Annotated in this window: 20 protein-coding genes; 15 read left to right on the top strand and 5 right to left on the bottom strand. The window is 60.5% G+C overall.

From position 1 onward, the window contains the following. Positions 1 to 117: 117 nt before the first annotated feature. On the top strand, positions 118 to 612 hold the full coding sequence (locus ACRZ94_RS09560) for a hypothetical protein (protein WP_480652654.1): 495 nt from the start codon (positions 118 to 120) through the stop codon (positions 610 to 612). Here the strand turns inward: ACRZ94_RS09560 and ACRZ94_RS09555 are convergent, their stop codons facing one another. The 3 genes from ACRZ94_RS09555 to fsa all read right to left on the bottom strand — a co-directional run bounded on the left by ACRZ94_RS09555 (position 613) and on the right by fsa (position 3,087). Next, the gene (locus ACRZ94_RS09555; RefSeq protein WP_480652652.1) at positions 613 to 1,533 is read right to left on the bottom strand and encodes a tyrosine recombinase XerC; all 921 of its coding nucleotides are present in this window, start codon (positions 1,531 to 1,533) and stop codon (positions 613 to 615) included. It abuts the gene before it with no gap. Next, positions 1,530 to 2,237 (bottom strand): DUF484 family protein, encoded by a 708-nt coding sequence (locus ACRZ94_RS09550; RefSeq protein ID WP_480652650.1) that lies wholly within the window; start codon positions 2,235 to 2,237, stop codon positions 1,530 to 1,532. Before ACRZ94_RS09550 ends, ACRZ94_RS09555 begins: the two co-directional genes overlap by 4 nt. 196 nt (positions 2,238 to 2,433) lie before the next feature. Then, positions 2,434 to 3,087 carry a fructose-6-phosphate aldolase gene (gene fsa, locus ACRZ94_RS09545; RefSeq protein WP_480652648.1) on the bottom strand — a complete coding sequence of 218 codons (654 nt, stop codon included), beginning with the start codon at positions 3,085 to 3,087 and terminating at the stop codon, positions 2,434 to 2,436. Positions 3,088 to 3,146: 59 nt separating this feature from the next. Here fsa and ACRZ94_RS09540 point away from each other — a divergent pair, with 59 nt between their 5' ends. From ACRZ94_RS09540 to ACRZ94_RS09525, 4 genes are all read left to right on the top strand, one after another. Beyond that, entirely contained in the window at positions 3,147 to 5,372 is a 2,226-nt protein-coding gene (locus ACRZ94_RS09540) for a primosomal protein N' (RefSeq protein ID WP_480797202.1), read from the top strand. 73 nt (positions 5,373 to 5,445) lie between these two features. After that, complete coding sequence (locus ACRZ94_RS09535; RefSeq protein WP_480652644.1) at positions 5,446 to 6,678, top strand: MFS transporter; 1,233 nt, start codon at positions 5,446 to 5,448, stop codon at positions 6,676 to 6,678. Positions 6,679 to 6,742: 64 nt separating this feature from the next. Next, positions 6,743 to 7,615, top strand: a complete 873-nt coding sequence (locus tag ACRZ94_RS09530) for a 50S ribosomal protein L11 methyltransferase (RefSeq protein ID WP_480652642.1) — start codon at positions 6,743 to 6,745, stop codon at positions 7,613 to 7,615. Between the two features lie 24 nt (positions 7,616 to 7,639). Then, on the top strand, positions 7,640 to 8,065 hold the full coding sequence (locus ACRZ94_RS09525; RefSeq protein ID WP_480797201.1) for a hypothetical protein: 426 nt from the start codon (positions 7,640 to 7,642) through the stop codon (positions 8,063 to 8,065). 98 nt (positions 8,066 to 8,163) lie between these two features. Here ACRZ94_RS09525 and ACRZ94_RS09520 read toward each other — a convergent pair whose 3' ends face one another. Further along, entirely contained in the window at positions 8,164 to 8,376 is a 213-nt protein-coding gene (locus ACRZ94_RS09520; protein ID WP_480652638.1) for a DUF1127 domain-containing protein, read from the bottom strand. Between the two features lie 332 nt (positions 8,377 to 8,708). On the opposite strand from ACRZ94_RS09520, the gene ruvC reads away from it, so the two are divergent. The 4 genes from ruvC (at position 8,709) to ACRZ94_RS09500 (ending at position 11,592) form a co-directional block, all read left to right on the top strand. Next, on the top strand, positions 8,709 to 9,206 hold the full coding sequence (ruvC, locus tag ACRZ94_RS09515; protein ID WP_480652636.1) for a crossover junction endodeoxyribonuclease RuvC: 498 nt from the start codon (positions 8,709 to 8,711) through the stop codon (positions 9,204 to 9,206). Beyond that, positions 9,203 to 9,880: a Holliday junction branch migration protein RuvA gene (gene ruvA, locus ACRZ94_RS09510; protein WP_480652635.1), complete on the top strand. Its 678-nt coding sequence runs from the start codon at positions 9,203 to 9,205 to the stop codon at positions 9,878 to 9,880. Before ruvC ends, ruvA begins: the two co-directional genes overlap by 4 nt. 4 nt (positions 9,881 to 9,884) lie before the next feature. Next, entirely contained in the window at positions 9,885 to 10,904 is a 1,020-nt protein-coding gene (gene ruvB / locus ACRZ94_RS09505) for a Holliday junction branch migration DNA helicase RuvB (RefSeq protein ID WP_480652633.1), read from the top strand. 64 nt (positions 10,905 to 10,968) lie between these two features. Beyond that, positions 10,969 to 11,592 (top strand): hypothetical protein, encoded by a 624-nt coding sequence (locus ACRZ94_RS09500; RefSeq protein WP_480797200.1) that lies wholly within the window; start codon positions 10,969 to 10,971, stop codon positions 11,590 to 11,592. A 3-nt stretch (positions 11,593 to 11,595) separates the two neighbouring features. On the opposite strand, the gene ACRZ94_RS09495 is transcribed toward ACRZ94_RS09500, so the two are convergent. Beyond that, on the bottom strand, positions 11,596 to 13,293 hold the full coding sequence (locus tag ACRZ94_RS09495; RefSeq protein ID WP_480797199.1) for a SulP family inorganic anion transporter: 1,698 nt from the start codon (positions 13,291 to 13,293) through the stop codon (positions 11,596 to 11,598). 178 nt (positions 13,294 to 13,471) lie between these two features. Here ACRZ94_RS09495 and ybgC point away from each other — a divergent pair, with 178 nt between their 5' ends. From ybgC to pal, 6 genes are all read left to right on the top strand, one after another. Then, positions 13,472 to 13,879, top strand: coding sequence for a tol-pal system-associated acyl-CoA thioesterase (gene ybgC, locus ACRZ94_RS09490; RefSeq protein ID WP_480652628.1), 408 nt, complete (start codon positions 13,472 to 13,474; stop codon positions 13,877 to 13,879). A gap of 109 nt (positions 13,880 to 13,988) precedes the next feature. After that, positions 13,989 to 14,684 (top strand): protein TolQ, encoded by a 696-nt coding sequence (gene tolQ / locus ACRZ94_RS09485; RefSeq protein WP_480652626.1) that lies wholly within the window; start codon positions 13,989 to 13,991, stop codon positions 14,682 to 14,684. A 1-nt stretch (position 14,685) separates the two neighbouring features. Next, positions 14,686 to 15,162, top strand: a complete 477-nt coding sequence (gene tolR / locus ACRZ94_RS09480) for a protein TolR (protein ID WP_480652624.1) — start codon at positions 14,686 to 14,688, stop codon at positions 15,160 to 15,162. 9 nt (positions 15,163 to 15,171) lie between these two features. Then, complete coding sequence (locus tag ACRZ94_RS09475; protein WP_480797198.1) at positions 15,172 to 16,272, top strand: energy transducer TonB; 1,101 nt, start codon at positions 15,172 to 15,174, stop codon at positions 16,270 to 16,272. Next, positions 16,269 to 17,588 carry a Tol-Pal system beta propeller repeat protein TolB gene (tolB, locus tag ACRZ94_RS09470; RefSeq protein ID WP_480797197.1) on the top strand — a complete coding sequence of 440 codons (1,320 nt, stop codon included), beginning with the start codon at positions 16,269 to 16,271 and terminating at the stop codon, positions 17,586 to 17,588. The genes ACRZ94_RS09475 and tolB overlap by 4 nt, the downstream gene beginning before the upstream one ends. 87 nt (positions 17,589 to 17,675) lie before the next feature. Continuing rightward, positions 17,676 to 18,194, top strand: a complete 519-nt coding sequence (gene pal / locus ACRZ94_RS09465) for a peptidoglycan-associated lipoprotein Pal (protein ID WP_480652619.1) — start codon at positions 17,676 to 17,678, stop codon at positions 18,192 to 18,194. Positions 18,195 to 18,198 lie beyond the last annotated feature (4 nt).

Genomic DNA, 18,198 nt, shown 5'->3' with positions numbered 1-18,198 from the left:
TATTCCCGTCGCATCCGTTTAGTAACCTTTAACGCGAGGGAAGTATCGAATTGCTCGCCTTTGGTTGAGTAATTATGCGCTGAACTATCAAGAAGAAAACGACGGAATACATCTAAAATGAAAATTGCACCACTTTCGACTATTGTTCTTTCTCTGGCCTGCGCGGCCTGTGCGACAAAGTCGGATAAAATCCTGAAAGCCAAAGATCATGCAGCGAATGTCAACTTCGCCTCGGAGCAGGCAGAGCAGGATGTGGTCGGGTTCCGTGCAACCAGTGTGCGCGTTTCCCGCGACGGAAACTCCAGCATTCCGGCTGTCTGTGAACTGGTCGGTAAGGGGTTTGACGCCAAAGTGACCACGCCGAGCATCGTGAACCTTCCCAGCTATGGCAAAGGGACACAGCCGATTGAGGTAAACTGTCTGGTGGATGACAAGACCCACACCAAGACTGTGAAACCTGCCAACCTGTCGGCCGATAACCGTCAGGCCAACGCGATCGGCGCGGGTATTCTGGTCGGCGGTGTGATCGGTGGTGCTGTGGCCGGATCAGTGGCTGGCGAGAAGGAAGGTGATGCCTACGGGTACAAGGCGATCAAGCTCAATATCGAGTAACTAGGCCTTGGGATGCGCGCGGTTGTAAACCTCCATCAACCGCGCGGTGTCCACGGCCGTGTAGGTCTGTGTCGTGGAGAGTGAAGCATGGCCCAAAAGCTCCTGAATGGCGCGCAGGTCACCGCCGGCAGACAGCAGATGGGTGGCAAAGCTGTGGCGCAGGGCGTGGGGCGTTGCAGTCGCAGGCAGGCCAAGCTGCATCCGGGCCTTGGCCATGACCCCCTGGATGGCGCGTGGATTCAACGGGCCGCCGCGGACCCCGCGAAACAGAGCTTTGTCGTTGGCTTGCGGATGTGGGCAGAGCTGCAGGTAGTGATCGACGGCAGAGCGTGCGGCAGGTAGAACGGGTACGATCCGTTCTTTGTTGCCTTTTCCAATGATCCGCAGCGTGCTTGGCAACGGGGCGTCGGCGCCGGTCAGTGACAGCGCCTCGGAAATACGCAGACCGCATCCATAAAGCAGCGTGACGACTGCGACGTCGCGGGCCGAGACCCAATCGCTGGTCGATTGCAGCTCGACCGTTTCGATCATGGCGCGGGCGGCGTCTTCTGCCAGAGGTCTCGGCAGTTTCTTGGTGAATTTGGGCGCGCGCGTCGACAGAACTGCGGTGGGTTCGAACCCTTCGCGTTCGGACAGCCAGCGGTAAAAGCTTTTGACGGCTGAGAGTTTGCGCGCCAGCGACCGCGCACCGACGCCCGAGGCCCGCTGATCGGCCATCCAGGCGCGCATGTCAGACACAGTGATCCGTGCCAGCGCGGCCAACCCCTGCCTTTCGCTGTAATGCAGGGTCATGAAAGCCAGGAATTCTGTGACATCCCCGCGATAGGCGTTTTGCGTATTCTCGGATCGTCCGCCCAAGGCCCCCAGACTGTCCAGCCAATGCTGCAACGCATCGCGGCAGGCTGGGGAGATCAGGCTCATGACAGCCAGTGACGCATAGACCGTTCGAACACGCCGGCAAAGAAGGACAGCAGATCCGTGCCCAGTTGCGGCGTAAAGTGGTTGGCGTCCTTGGCCCCCATGACGATCATGCCGGGCAAACGACCTTCGCCAAGGTTCAGCCGCAGGCAGGCCTCGGACCGGAACTGGTTGGCTTCGGGGCCGAAAATGCGCGGGCTGGGGTTTACTGCGGGGCGCAGAACAACCTCGCGGGCAGGGCCGCCGCGATCCTGGCTGAGATAGGCGTCGACGGTTCCGGGTTCGACCACCGTCAGCACGCCGCCCAGCTTTGCGATTGCCGGGTCTTCCTGCAAAGCGGTGGTTTCCAGAACCAGAGTGATATGATCCACACGCAGGATCTCGGCGATCTCACCGCCAAGCGTGCGCAAAAACTCCTCGAACTCGACCGGTTCCAGTAGCCTAAGGATGGCGCGGTGAACTTGGTTGGTGCCTGCAAGGTTTTCATAGGCCGCCGCAATGACCGAGCGGTGGGTGTCTTCCAACCGGTCCAGCCGCGCCTCAAGCCGCTGCATGGCGATGCCGCGCAGGTCGATGACATTGTCGCCGCGCGCCTGTTCGTTTGCGGTGACAAGCGCCAGCATCAGATCCTTGTCGTCCAGAACGGCATCTGGTTCGGCCAGAATCGCGGCGCGAAGATTGTCCTTGAGTTTGGTGTTGCTGCTCATGTCCCGTCCGTCTTTTTTTGTTGGCCGCCTTATAACACGGGTCGCGGCAATTGCCTTGGGAAAAATGCAAGCAAAAGTGGATTTCGTACGGGGCTGTGTCGGGAAAGCTCCCGCCAGCGAAACACTGATCAGTGATCAGCATTTAGCTGTTGGGCCGGGCGCGGCGCCTGACGGCACCGCGCGGTCGCTCAAGAGATCAGAGGATTTTCTGACCGGTCTTGGCCCAGTCGGCCAAGAAGGTTTCCAGACCTTTGTCGGTCAGCGGGTGATCGGCCAGTTTCTTGATCACGCCCGGAGGGGCGGTGATCACGTCGGCACCGATGCGTGCGCTGTCGGTCACGTGGTTCACGGTGCGGATCGAGGCGGCGAGGATTTCGGTCTCGAACCCGTAATTGTCATAGATCTGGCGGATATCGGCGATGAGCTCCATGCCATCCAGGTTGATATCGTCCAGACGCCCGATGAAGGGCGAGATGAAGGTTGCGCCCGCTTTGGCGGCCAACAGCGCCTGGTTGGCTGAAAAACACAGGGTCACGTTGACCATCTGGCCTTCGTCAGACAGGGTTTTGCAGGTTTTCAGGCCCGCCCAGGTCAGCGGCACTTTGACGGCGATGTTGGGCGCGATCTGGGCCAGCTTGCGGCCTTCGGCGATCATGTCATCAGCTTCGGTCGCGACCACTTCGGCGGAGACGGGGCCGTCGACCAGATCGCAGATCTCTTTGGTGACTTCCAGAATGTCGCGGCCCGATTTCAGGATCAGCGAGGGGTTGGTGGTGACGCCGTCCACCATGCCCAGATCGTTCAGTTCGGCGATGGCGTCGATCTCGGCTGTGTCTACGAAGAATTTCATGAGGGCAGTCCTTTGATGGGTTGGCCTTGGTCGCGGATGGCTTTACCCCAATAACACCGATGCTGAAACCCCCGACCCAAGGATATGCGGTGCGCGTACAGGAGTATTTCGACCACGGTGAACTGGTGGCGGTGCTGACTGCGCAGCCGCTGGACCGTACGCTGGATTACAAAGCGCCCGAGGGCGGGTGTTTCCTGGGCGCGTTTGTCGAGGTGCCCTTGGGGCCGCGCAAGGTTCTGGGTGTGGTCTGGGGGCCGGGGCAGGGGGGCTTTGATCTGGCCAAGGCGCGCTCGGTGATACGGGTACTTGAGGTCGCGCCGATGCGCGAAGAGATGCGGTTGTTTCTTGGCAAAGTGGCCGATTACACGCTGACGCCGATGCCTGCGATGCTGCGGCTGGCAACCCGCGCGCCGGGGCTGGGCGATCCTCCGTCAATGCGGAAAATCTATCGCTTGGGCGGCGCGGAACCGGACCGGATGACGGATGCGCGGACCCGCGTGCTGGATGTGCTGCGCGACTATGGCGGTTTGGCGTTCACGTTGAAGGAACTTGCGGAACAGGCCGGGGTGACGTCTTCGGTCGTGAAGGGCTTGGTCAAACAGGGCGCGGTGCGCGAGGAGGACAGCCCGCGCGATCTGCCCTATCCGCATCTTGATTCCGATCTGCCGGGGAAAGCGCTGACCGAAGATCAGGCCACCGCCGTTGCGCGGCTACAGGCGGGCCAGCGGACGGGCGACTATGGCACAACGCTGCTGAAAGGTGTGACAGGTTCGGGCAAGACCGAGGTTTACCTTGAGGCGGTCGCCGAAGCCCTGCGCATGGGGCGGCAGGCGCTGGTTCTGCTGCCCGAGATCGCGCTGACTGCCGAATTCCTGACACGGGTCGAGGCACGATTTGGTGCGCGACCGGCCGAGTGGCATTCGGGCGCGACCATGACCGAACGTCGCCGGGTCTGGCGGATGGTCGGGCAGGGGGATGCGCAATTGGTCGTGGGGGCGCGGTCCGCTTTGTTCCTACCGTTCCGCGATCTGGGCTTGGTTGTCGTCGATGAGGAACACGACACCTCGTACAAACAGGAAGACGGGGTGCATTACAGCGCGCGGGATATGGCGGTGCTACGGTCGTCAATCTGCGGGGCGCGGGTGATTTTGGCCAGTGCGACGCCGTCGCTGGAAAGCTGGGCGAATGCCGAGGCCGGGAAGTATCAACGGCTTGATCTGACGGCCCGGTTCGGGGCGGCAGTATTGCCCGAGATGAAGCCAATCGACATGCGCGCCGAGCAGATGCAGCCGGGGACGTGGATTTCTCCGTCGCTGCGGCAGGCGGTGCGGCAGCGGATTGAACGCGGGGAACAGTCGCTGCTGTTCATCAACCGTCGAGGGTATGCTCCGGTGACGCTGTGCCGGGCCTGCGGAGAACAGATCGCGTGTGACCATTGCGATGCGCGGATGGTTGAACACCGGTTTCTGAAGCGCTTGATGTGCCATCAATGCGGTGAGACGAAGCCCATGCCGGACACCTGCCCGTCCTGCGGGGTCGAGGGCAAGTTGGCCCCGGTCGGGCCGGGGATCGAACGGTTGGCCGAAGAGGCTGAGGCGACCTTCCCCGATGCCAAGATCGCGATGCTCAGTTCCGATCTGTTCGGTTCAGCCCGTGCATTGAAGGCCAAGATCGAAGAGATTGCCGAGGGCGATGCGGATATTGTCATCGGCACGCAACTCGTGGCCAAGGGGCACAACTTTCCCAAGCTGACATTGGTGGGGGTGATTGATGCCGACCTTTCCTTACACGGTGCGGACCTGAGGGCCGCCGAGCGGACATTCCAACTGATGCGGCAGGTTGCGGGGCGCGCAGGTCGGGCGGATAAGCCGGGGCAGGCGCTGTTGCAGACCTTTCAACCCGAGCATCCCGTGATCCGCGCCATCCTGTCAGGCGATGAGGAAGGGTTCTGGAAGGCCGAAGCCGCCGGGCGTCAGGCGGCAGGCGTGCCGCCGTACGGGCGGATGGCCGGGATCGTGCTGTCCGGCCCCGAGGTTGGCCCGGTCTTTGACATCGGCAACGCCATGGCGCGCAACGATGCAACCCTGCGTGAAATTGGGGCGCAGGTCTTTGGGCCCGCGCCTGCGCCGATCGCGCGTATCCGGGGGCGGCATCGGGTGCGCCTGTTGGTCAAAGCCCCCAAAGGCGCGCCGATTCAGGACGCCATCGCCCGCTGGATCGCGCCCCTGCGCCTGAAGGGCGATATCCGTCTGACCGTGGACATCGACCCGCAGAGCTTCTACTGACCCTGCATCAGCGCAGAGCCGCTGTGCGCCTACCCTCTCGTCAAATCGCGAAAATGGGCGTAGAGCAGGTCCCATGCTGAAACCCATGCCGCTTTCCGAGGCGCAGAGCCTTCCGTTCTGGCGCAGGCCCATCACGCTCTTGTTCGTGATGGCGCTGACCATGCCCATTGCCTTCAACGCATGGAGCGCGCTGCTGAATAACTTTGTCATCGAGGTGGCGAATTTCGACGGTGCGGATATCGGCCTGCTTCATACGGTGCGTGAGATACCGGGTTTTCTGGCCGTCGGCGTGATTGCGGTGATCATATTCGTGCGCGAGCAGGTTCTGGCCATGATCTCGCTGATGATGCTGGGGGTCGCCACTGCGGTCACGGCGTGGTTCCCCAGTCTGGGTGGGCTGCTGTTTGTTACTTTGTTCAGCTCAATCGGGTTTCACTACTATGAAACGGTGAACCAGTCGCTGCAATTACAGTGGTTGCCCAAGGATCGGGCGCCGCAGGTGCTGGGCTGGCTGGTGGCCATGGGTTCGGCGGCGACAGCTGTGGTTTATGGCCTGATCGTGCTGACATGGGATCGGTTCGACCTGTCCTATAATTTCGTCTTCATGGCGGCAGGCGGCGTAACGGCCCTGTTGGCGCTGTTCTGTCTGCTGGCCTATCCGCAATTCAACGCGCCGACCCCGCAGACCAAGAAACTGATCCTGCGCAAACGCTATTGGCTGTATTACGCGTTGCAATTCATGGCGGGCGCGCGGCGGCAGATATTCGTCGTTTTCGCAGGCTTTATGATGGTCGAGAAATTCGGGTTCGAGGTGCATGAGCTCACCAGCCTTTATCTGATCAATCTTGTGATCAACATGGCTGCGGCGCCCATGCTGGGCAAAGCCGTGTCCGTGTTCGGGGAACGCCGCACGCTGATCTTTGAATATGCCGGTCTGGCCATCGTTTTCGCAGCCTATGGTGGCATCTACTGGTTCGGTTGGGGCGTGGTGCTGGCGGCGATCCTTTATGTGATCGACCATGTGCTGTTTGCACTGGCGCTGGCGCTGAAGACCTATTTCCAGAAAATTGCCGACCCGGCGGATATCGCGCCCACGGCTGCTGTGGCCTTTACCATCAACCATATTGCTGCGGTGTTCCTGCCCGCTCTGCTTGGATTGCTATGGGTCGTCTCGCCCGGCGCGGTCTTTGGGTTGGCGGCTGCGATGGCGATGGTGTCGCTGGCGCTGTCCCTGCTGATCCCGCGTCATCCTGAACCAGGCAATGAAACCATCCTGTCGAAATACGCGCCTGCCCCTGCCGAATAAGCCAGCGCTTGACCTTGCCCGTTCATGGGCCTAGGCGCTGTTTCAACTGAGACAGGAGGCCCCCATGCCCACATTCACTGCCCTGACCACCCTGACCGGGAAGAAAGCCGCCGAAGGGCTGGGCGAAGCGATGGAGCGTCTGGATCCCGAACCCACCGGCGTTGGCGTGTTCGAGGTCGAGGACGGCTCGGGCCTGTGGGAAGTGGGCGGCTATTTTACCGAAACTCCTGATGAGACCGCGCTGGCGGTTCTGGCCGCTGCATTTGAGGCCAAGCCCTTTGTCGTCTCGGAACTGCCCGAAACCGATTGGGTCGCTCATGTGCGCCGCGAACTGGCCCCGGTTGAAGCTGGCCGGTTCTTTGTCTACGGCAGCCATGACGCGGACAAACTGCCCGATGGGCGCATCCCGCTGTTGATCGAGGCCGCGATGGCCTTTGGAACGGGGCACCATGGCACCACGCTGGGATGCCTCAAGGCGCTGGATCATTTGCTGGACGATGGGTTTTCGGCGACCAAAGTGGCCGATATCGGTTGCGGCACCGCTGTACTTGCGATGGCGGCGGCGCGGGTGTGGGACGGTGACATCATCGCCAGCGACATCGACCAAGTGGCCGTCGATGTGGCTGTCGCGAACCTGAAAGCCAACGGCATGGCGGGTCAGGTTCACTGTGTCGAGGCCGCCGGATTCGATCATCCCGACCTGCAATCCCATGCGCCCTACGATCTGATTTTCGCCAATATTCTCAAAGGTCCATTGGTCACCCTGTCCCCCGAAATTGCAGCGAATCTGCGAGCAGGCGGCTATGCGATCCTGTCGGGAATCCTCAATGAGCAGGCCCAAGACGTGGTCTCGGTTTATCTCCAAAACGGCTTCAATTTGGCTAAAGAAACCCAGATTGGTGAATGGACGACGCTAATCTTAAGCAAACAGGGCTAAAATTAGACCATTTGCAGGAGTTTCGTGGATTCTTGCCTCTTTTTTGTCGCAATATGTACCTACCGTCTAATTGTGGAAAAGGGGGGCGGTTTTTCGGAGGCTGCCATGACGACAAAACATGTTGAATTTAATCAGCGCGTTCATCGCCTGAACAAGAAACACGCAAAGCTCAGCCGTGGCTATCGTGCGACCATGCGCAAAGACGGGCTTGTGGTCATGAAACCGCAGCGGGTGAAATCTGCTTTGCCCGTAAAGGCATTGCTGGTGTGTCTTGTTGGCTTGTTTGCGTTCAAGACCTTTTTGCTGACAAGCCTCGGCGCGACATCCTACCAATATCGCATCGATGCATTGGCAGAGGGCACAGCCGTTGAAAAAGCCGGCGCATGGGTTATGCAAATCGACCCGGCATCCGAGTTTTTTGCGGCCCAGATCAACAAGTTTCTTCTGTAACTGAAAATACAGTTCCAAAAAAAACGCCGCGCAACCATGGCTGCGCGGCGTTTTTCGTGCCCCGAGGGAGAACAGGGCAAGTGAGTGGTGGTTAAACCTTAGCGACCACCGTCTGCAACGACGTCAATATCGCCGCGGCACATGCCGATATCTTCCAGCTCGCGGTCGCTCAGACCATTCAGCACATTGCGCGTGACGCGGGCGTCATTCCATTCGACAACGGCATTCACGACCGATGCGAAGACGGCGCCGATACGGCTAACAAGGCCGAACGAGCCAGTGGTAATGCGGGTGGTGTCCAGTGCAGCCATATCCTATGTCCTTCTGGTTAGTGTTACGTTTCTGATCCTTCGATCTGAGCGGCATCTAGTGATACGGATTTGCCAAAGCAAGAGCGAAAAACGCATAGGACACATGCGTTTTTCGCATGGGTAAAAAACCGTTAAAATGCCTAATTTATTGGCCATTTTTCGTTCAAAAACATGTCGAAATCAGACTTTCTGCAGTCGCAAACAGATCATTTTGTCGCCGCGAGAATAGGTCTGTCGTTTTCTGACGTTTGTTCAATTCGGTTGGAAAATGTTCACGCTTCGTGCTAATCGGAAAGAAAGATCACAAAAACCCGAGCAGGGCGAGGCACAATATGCGGATTTTGGGCATTGATCCGGGGCTTAGAACCCTGGGATGGGGCGTCATCGAATCGCATGGCAGCCGCCTGAGCCATGTGGCCAACGGGCTATGCAAGTCAGATGGCGACGATCTGGGCGAGCGGCTGTTGTCCCTGCACAATCAGATTGTCGAGGTGATCGCGGAGTTTTGCCCTGATCAGGCGGCCATTGAACAGACCTTTGTGAACAAGGACGGGGCCGGGACGCTCAAGCTGGGGCAGGCGCGGGGGGTGGCGTTGCTGACGCTGGCGCAGGCCGGGTTGCCGGTAGGGGAATATGCGCCCAACCGGGTCAAGAAAACCGTCGTCGGCGTGGGACATGCTGAAAAGGAGCAAGTCCTGCATATGGTCAAACTGCAATTGCCGGGGTGTCAGCCCAAAGGCGCGGATGCGGCGGATGCGCTGGCCATTGCCATCTGCCATTCCTATTACGGTGCAGCGCCTCAGGCGCGGATAAAAGAGGTGCGGGCATGATCGGAAAACTCACCGGGCGGCTGGACTATCGCGCTGCGGATCACGTGCTGATCGATGTACGGGGGGTTGGGTATATCGTCTTTTGCTCGGACCGGACCATGGCAGCGCTGCCGGGTGTGGGTGAGGCGGTCTCGATCTACACCGACATGGTCGTGCGCGAAGACCTGATGCAGCTGTATGGGTTCCTGTCTCTGGTCGAGAAGGAATGGCATCGTCTGCTGTGTTCGGTTCAAGGGGTCGGGGCCAAGGTTTCGCTGGCCATTCTGTCTGCGCTGGGGCCGGACGGGGTCAGCCGTGCAATTGCCCTGGGTGACTGGGGCGCGGTCAAGGCCGCCAAGGGCGTGGGGCCAAAGACGGCGCAGCGCATTGTGCTGGATCTCAAGGACAAGGCGCCCGGAGTGATGGCGATGGGCGGGACTGTGACCGAGGCGCTGGACGGATCAGAGCTTGAGGTCGTTGAACTGGCCGAGCCTGTGTCCGCACCCAAACGTGCACCAAAACCGCCATCGGGCAATGCGGCGGCTTCGGCTGGTGCGTTGTCGGCGCTGTCAAATCTGGGCTATGGCCCGTCCGAGGCGGCCTCGGCCGTGGCCGAAGCGGCTGCCAGCTTGCCGGACGCAGGTGAAGCCGAACTGATCCGCGCGGCGCTCAAGCTGCTGGCACCGAAAGGCTAAGTGAATGACCGACGCCGATCCCACCCTGCGCCCTGACCCCTTGCCCGAGGATAACGACCGCGCTCTGCGCCCGCAGGGGCTGGATGAGTTCATCGGTCAGGCCGAGGCGCGCGCCAACCTGCGTGTGTTCATCCAGTCGGCCCGTCAGCGGGGCGAAGCGATGGATCACACGCTGTTCCATGGCCCTCCGGGGTTGGGGAAGACGACGCTGGCGCAGATCATGGCGCGCGAGCTGGGGGTGAATTTCCGCATGACCTCGGGGCCGGTTTTGGCCAAGGCGGGGGATTTGGCGGCGATCCTGACCAATCTGGAATCGCGCGACGTGCTGTTCATCGATGAAATCCACCGCCTGAACCCCGCAGTCGAAGAGGTTCTGTATCCGGCCATGGAGGATTTTGAGCTGGACCTTGTGATCGGCGAAGGCCCGGCGGCGCGGACGGTGCGGATTGAGCTGCAGCCCTTTACGCTGGTCGGTGCGACGACGCGCATGGGTCTGCTGACCACGCCTTTGCGCGACCGGTTTGGGATTCCCACGCGGCTGCAATTCTACACGGTGGATGAATTGCATGAGATCGTCACCCGGAACGCCCGCAAACTGGGCGCGCCTGCCGATGATGAGGGTGCGCGCGAGATCGCCCGGCGGTCTCGTGGGACCCCGCGGATTGCCGGACGGCTGCTGCGCCGCGTTGTGGATTTCGCCATCGTCGAGGGCGATGGGCGGATCACCCGAGAGTTGGCCGATGGGGCGTTGACCCGCTTGGGCGTGGACAATCTGGGCTTGGACGGCGCGGACCGGCGGTACCTGACGCTGATTGCCGAGAACTATGCGGGCGGTCCTGTTGGGATCGAGACCCTGTCGGCGGCCTTGTCGGAAAGCCGGGATTCGCTGGAAGAGGTGATTGAGCCTTATCTGTTGCAGCAGGGGCTGATCCAGCGGACCCCGCGCGGGCGCATGTTGGCGCAGAAGGCTTGGACGCATTTGGGAATGGCGGCTCCGCGTGGGCAAAACGATCTGTTTGGTTGAAGCGGTGTGCCATATTTTTTAAGCCTCCGGCGGCCGTATTTGGAACGAGAAGAAGGTACAGGGCGTGACACCTGATGAGATCGAGGCGCTGTTTACGCGCGAAAGCGGTGAGTTTCTGTTCGCCCGTTGGGGGCGGCCGATCGTGCCTATTGTCTTTGGGGTTGAGGATGACACTCTGACCACTGTCAAAGGCGCGTTCGAGGCTGTGGTGGCGCTGGCCGGGCACAAGATGGCCGAAACCGACCCTGAATTGGGCGCAAATTGCATGGTCTTCTTTTTCCGCGACTGGCAGGAATTGCTGGAGGTGCCCGATCTGGACCGGCTGATCCCGGACCTTGCGCCTTTGGTGGATCGCTTGGTGGCGGCAGACGCCAATCAGTACCGCGTGTTCCGGTTCGAAGAGGACGGCGCGATCCGGGCTGCGTTTGTGTTTCTGCGCATGGACGCAGAGCTGTCCAAGGTACCTGCCGAAACTTTGGCATTGAGTCAGGTGGTACAGACCATTCTTTTGTGGTCGGATACCGCGTTTCGCGCGCAATCACCTTTGGCCGTGGCCGGAGAGACCACGGTGTTGCGGCCTGACATAGCTGAGTTGATCCGCGCCGCCTATGACCCGGTTCTGCCGGGGGCAGCGCAGGATGCCTCGCACGCCTTGCGTCTGTTTGCGCGGATGCAGCCGTTGCAATAGCGCCTAGGCGTTGGATTGGCGGAAGGCTGTGATCAGGTCGCTGCCGTTTTCGAAAAAGGCGTCCTGTCCGACAAGGTTGGTTATGCCGTAGCGGTCCAGTTCTTTGCGAACACCCGGGTCGGTCAAAAGAAAAACCAACCGGATATCGCGCGCCTTTAGCTGGTCGTGAATGCGCCGCAGTGTGTAGCCCGCGGTAAAGTCGATGTCGTCCATCGATGACGCCTCGATGCAGAACCAGCGCAGCGGCGGATTGGGTTGGTCGATCAATGCGGTGACCTCGTCCGACAGGCGTTGCGCGTTGGCGTAGTAGAGACTGTGAGAAAAGCGATAAATCATAAGCCCGGGTTCGACCTGGCCGGGTTGCGCAATCGGGGCCGCGTGCCACCCGCCATCGCTGCTGCGGATGATGACGGCGTTTTTGGGCCGGTAGCCCCGACGTGTGTGGTCGATCAGGGACAGGACCATGGCGAAGATGATCCCTTGTTCGACGCCCACCAGAACCACGACGGCGGCGGTGGCAATGGCAATCCAGAACTCGGACCGGGCTTGTCGGTAGATGGCGGCAAGACCCTTGAGGTCGATCAGCTTGAGCCCGATCAGGAAAACCACGGCAGAGAGGGCGGCGTTGGGCAGGAAGGCCAGCGGCCCGGTCAGAAACAGGATTACAATCAGGACGACGGCCACGGTTGTCAGTTGGGCGATCTGGCTGCGCCCCCCGGCGCTGGCGACCATCTCGGTCTTGGTGGGGCTGCCGTTGACAACGAACGTGCCGCTGAAGGCCGCGCCGAGATTGGCGAGGCCCAGCCCGACCAGATCGGTGTTCTCGCTGAACCTGTCGTCGTACCGTGCAGCATAGGCGCGCGAGGTGGCGGCGCTTTGGGCGAGGATCACCACGAAGATCGAAAGGGCCGTGGGCAGGAGTTGTTTGAACAAAGCCCAGCTCCACGTCACATCGGGGATCGACAAGGCGGGCAGGCCGCCCGAGACGGGCCCCAAAACCGCGATGCCTATGGCGCTAAACTGGAAGGCCCAACTGCACAGGATAATGCCCAAAATGGCCAGCAGGGCGCCCGGTACCTTGGGGGACAGTTGCTTGCAGATGACTACAACCGCCAACACAGACAGGGACACCAATACGGTTGGCCAATGTGTCTTGCTGACGTTCTGAGTAACATCGCTGAGCTTGGCGAGTGCGCCGTGGCCTGCGCCCTCAATCCCCAGCATTCCGGGCAATTCGCCTGTTGCCACCTGAATGCCGACGCCGGTCAGAAATCCCACAAGGACGGTGCGCGATAGGAAATCGGCCAGAAACCCAAGGCCTACTAAGCGGGCAGCGATCAAAAGCACGGCGGCGATAAGGGCCAACAGCGAGGCCAGCGCCAGATATTCCGACGATCCCGACACGGCCATGCCCGCCAGGGCCGAGGCGGTGATGGCGGCGGTCGCAGAATCCGCCCCGACGACCAGATGCCGCGATGATCCGAACACTGCGAACAAGGCCATCGGGATCAGGATCGTGTAAAGTCCGGTCACCACAGGGGTGCCCGCGATTTTGGTGTAGCCCATGACCTCGGGGATCGCGAGGCAGGCGAATGTCAGCCCGGCCAGAACCTCGGTCGGGACCGAGGATCGGTCGATCGGCAGAAGGCCCTGCAGGATTGGAAGCAGAGATTTGCCTGTGTTCCGGCGCGATCCTGCCATTCAATCACCTGTTACAGTCTGGTCCCAATATGAACAGGTTAGTCGGCAATGCTTTGGAATTCGATACTCGCCAACCTGCAGACGTTAAATTGTTCCACCGTCGGGATTGCAGGAGCGTCATTGCATGTGCATCTGTAAAGAAAGCCCTAGGCTGACCCGAAAATTGATCTGAGTAACCATGACCGACACTCCCAAAGCGCAAGACACGCATATCTATCCGGTTCGGGTTTTTTATGAAGACACCGATATGGGCGGGGTGGTCTATCACGCGAATTACCTGAAATACATCGAACGGGCCCGGTCAGACTATGTGCGACGTTTGGGAAATGATCAGAACGCCATGCGCGATGACGGGATCGTCTGGGTGATCCGCCGGATTGAGGCGGATTATCTGGCGACGGCCAAGTTTGATGATGAGCTGATTGTCGAGACCCGGTTCCTGTCCCGCTCGGGGGTGCGGCTGACCATGGGTCAGCTGATAAAGCGGGGAGAGACCGAGATTTTCCGCGCCACCGTGACCGCCGTGTGCATGAATGCGCAGGGCAAGCCGGTGCGGCTTCCGGCAGAGATTCGCGCATTGCTGTAACAAATTGCAGCGCTGGGGTGGTTGTGTTGGCTTTTCACGACCATCTGGGTTAGCGTTTGGCAAAACAAGGCCAAACGAATGGCCATCAGGCAAAACAAAGAGCAGGTTCATGGAAGCTGAAACGCTGGCGCTGGCGCAGGAGATCGATTTCTCCATGTGGGGGCTGTATGCCCGCGCGACATTTATCGTCAAACTGGTGATGCTGATGCTGGTTGGCGCATCAATCTGGTCCTGGGCGATTATCATTCAGAAACTGATCAACTACCGCGCGGCCCGTCGCGAGGCGCAGGTGTTTGATGAAAGCTTCTGGTCCGGCAACCCGTTGGATGAATTGTTCGAACAGATCGGCACGCAGCCAGATGGCAGTTCGGAAAAGATTTTTGCGGCTGGAATGATCGAATGGCGACGCTCGCACCGCACCGATGGCGGGCTGATTGCCGGGGCCACGGCGCGGATCGACCGGTCCATGGATGTGGCCATCGCGAAAGAGGCCGAAGGGCTGCAAAAAGGGTTGCCTATTCTGGCTACTGTGGGCTCAACCGCGCCGTTCATCGGCCTGTTCGGCACCGTCTGGGGCATCATGAATGCGTTCATCGAGATTGCCGAGCAGCAGAATACGAACCTGGCCGTTGTCGCTCCGGGCATTGCCGAGGCGCTTTTGGCCACCGGCCTGGGTCTGCTGGCTGCGATCCCGGCGGTGATTTTCTACAACAAGCTCAGCGCCGACAGTGACCGGATCGTGGGCGGGTACGAGGCGTTTGCCGACGAATTCGCTACCATTCTGTCACGCCAGTTGGACAGCTGACATGGGCGCGGCGGTTCAGCAGAACGGCGGTGGCAATGGGCGCAGACGTGGACGGCGTCGCGGGCGTGCCCAGCCGATGGCCGAGATCAACGTGACGCCCTTTGTGGATGTTATGCTGGTGCTGCTGATCATCTTCATGGTCGCGGCGCCTTTGTTGACCGTCGGCGTGCCGGTGGACCTGCCCAAAACTGCTGCCAGTGCTTTGCCCGGCGACAATGAGGAACCGTTGACGGTAACGCTGACCGCAGATGGCCGTGTGCAAATCCAAACCACGGATGTGGTGCGTGAAGAGTTGATTGGAAAATTGCAGGCGATCGCGGCAGAACGCAGCAGCGACCGCGTGTTCCTGCGGGCGGATGGCGCGATTCCCTACGCACAGGTCATGCAGGTCATGGGCGCGCTGAATGCGGGCGGGTTTTCCAACGTGGGTCTGGTCACCGATACCGGCGGCCCGGCCCTGGACGAAGGTGGAGAGTGAGGCCGCACGGTGGATACCGGCACCAAGATCTCGGCAATTGCCCATGTCACTTTGATTGGATGGGCTTTTTTCGGCGGTACGTTCCGGTCCGAACCCCTGCCTATGGCGGTGCAGGAGGTCTCGGTGATTTCGGATGAGCAGTTCGCCGCAATGACTACACAGGTCAATGCGCCCGAGGTGCCGATCCCGGCTGCGTTGCAACCCCCCGAGACGCCCGAGCCGGAAAGCGCCCCGCCTGAAAATACCGAAGAAGAGGTCACTCCGCCCGAGGTTGTGACGCCGCCTGAACCAGAGCCGGACCCGGTGCCCGACCCGGTTGAGCAGCCACCCGAGCCGGAAGTCGTCGAGGAACCACCGACACTGGAACAGCCTGAGCCTGTGACCGAAGTGCTGCCCGTGCCACCGGGCCCCGAGGCGCAACCGCGTCCCGCTGATAAGGTCGCCCCGGAACCGATCGCACCGCCGCCGCCCGAAGCGACCCCGGATGAGGTGGAAACACCCGCCGTCTCGTTGGATGAGGGCGCCGAGACCCAGCAGGAACAGCAGGATCAGACCGCGCCCGACGAGGCAACCGATGAGATCGTGACCGAAGCCGAAGAGGCCAAAGAGAACGCCCCGCGCACTTCGCCGCGCCCGCAGGTGCGACCCAAGCGGCCAACTCCTCCGGCGCAGACCGAAGTGGCCGAAGAACAGGAGCCAACGCCTCCGGAACCCGCGCAAAACGACGAAACCGCGATCAATGATGCCCTGGCTGAGGCGTTGTCTGAACCGGCAGCCCCGTCAGGCCCGCCTTTGACCAGCGGTGAGAAAGACGCGATGCGTCTGGCGGTTTCGCAATGCTGGAATGTGGGTTCTTTGTCCACAGACGCGCTGCAAACGGTTGTTGTTGTCGGGTTTTCTCTGACACCCGATGGAAAAGTCGTGGGCGGCAGCCTGCGCATGATCGAAAGCTCGGGCGGGTCCGCCGGAGCTGCAAAACAAGCCTTTGAGGCCGCAAGACGCGCGATTTTGCGCTGTGGTGCAAAAGGCTACACCCTGCCTGCGGATAAATACGAGCATTGGCGGGACGTTGAGATTACATTCAATCCCGAGAGGATGCGGATCAAATGATGAGATTTCTGACCAGCCTGTTGCTTGGCCTGACGATTTTGGCAGCACCGCTTTATGCGCAGGACCGGGTGTTGCGGCTTGAGTTGGACGAAGGGATTATTGAACCCCTGCCTTTTGCGGTGCCAGGCTTTGTTCCGGACAACCCGGCTGCTGCGCAATACGCTCAGGATATTACCCGTTTGATCGCGGCTGACTTGACTGGAACTGGCTTGTTCCGCGAAATCTCTCCGGACGCTTTCATCAGTCAGGTCAGTAGCTTTGAGTCGCCCGTCCAGTTCGCAGATTGGAAGGCGATCAACGCGGATGCGCTCATTACCGGGGCAGTTAATGTGTCGGGAAACCGCCTGACTGTGCGCTTCCGCGTTTGGGATGTGTTTTCAAGTGATGAACTGGGCAACGGTCTGCAATTCGCGGGCACCACGGATGGGTGGCGGCGCATGGCGCATAAGGTGGCCGATCAGGTCTATGCCCGGATCACGGGTGAAAGCCCTTATTTCGACAGCCGCGTGGCCTTTGTCTCGGAAAGCGGTCCCAAGGATCAGCGCCAGAAACGCTTGGCGATCATGGACTATGACGGCGCGAATGTTCAGTTCCTGACCGACAGCTCGGCCATCGTTCTGGCCCCGCGTTTCTCGCCCACTGGCGACCGGCTGCTTTATACCAGCTATGAAACCGGACAGCCGCGCATCTACGTTCTGGACGTGGACCGCGTGCGTCAGACCGAGTTGAACACCCAAGGCGGCACGATGAGCTTTTCGCCACGCTTTTCACCGGATGGCCGTTCGATTGTCTATTCGCTGATTCAGGGCGGTAACACGGACCTGTGGAAAATGGACCTGGCATCGGGTCAAAGCGTGCGGCTGACCAATACACCGGCGATCGAAACTGCGCCCAGCTATTCGCCCGACGGTTCGCAGATCGTGTTCGAAAGCGACCGGTCAGGCACGCCGCAGCTTTACATCATGCCCGCAAATGGGGGCGAGGCGACCCGGATCAGCTTTGGCGCGGGCAGGTACGGAACACCTGTCTGGTCGCCGCGCGGGGATCTGATCGCCTTTACAAAGCAGAACAAGGGCCGGTTCCATATCGGCGTGATGCGCACCGATGGCAGCGAGGAACGCCTGCTGACCTCGTCCTTTCTGGACGAAGGGCCCACATGGTCGCCCAATGGCCGCGTGATCATGTTCACCCGTGAAACGCAGGGCGCAAGCGGTCGGGCGACCTTGTATTCTGTGGATATTTCGGGCCGGAACCTACGCCCGGTACGCACCCCGGATGGCGGCAGCGATCCGTCCTGGGGACCTTTGCAGAATTGATCAGGGCGGGGGTTGGAAAAGTTCACAAAAAACCTGCACTGTGCTAGAGAGACAGCAATAAACCAATAAAACAACGAGGCACCTGAAATGAACGTATTGGGCAAAATCCTGGCCTTGGGCACGCTGAGCGTGATGGCCGCATGTACCAACAATGATCCGTCCGCTCTGGGCGGCGGCTTTGGCAATGGCGCGAACGGGGCCAATGGCGCACTTGCGTTGGGATCACCCAGCGATCCGCGCTCACCGGCCTATTTTCAGCAAACTGTCGGCGACCGGGTGTTGTTCGCGGTGGATCAATCGACCCTGACCCCGCAGGCGCAGCAGGTTCTGCAAGGACAGGCCGACTGGCTGCTGGCGAACACCGACTATGTGGCCACCATCGAAGGTCATGCGGACGAACAGGGCACGCGCGAATACAACCTTGCACTGGGCGCGCGCCGGGCGAATGCGGCCCGCGAATTCCTGATCTCGCGCGGGGTTGCCGGCAACCGTCTGACCACCGTCAGTTTTGGCAAGGAGCGCCCGATTGAGATTTGCAGCACCGAGGACTGCTATGCCAAAAACCGCCGTGCGGTAACGGTGCTGACCGGTTCAACCTTGGGGTAAGACG

The organism is Ruegeria sp. CH10 (assembly GCF_056537125.1).
The sequence above is the reverse complement of the archived record's forward strand: the minus strand, read 5'-3'. Positions and strand labels throughout refer to the sequence as shown.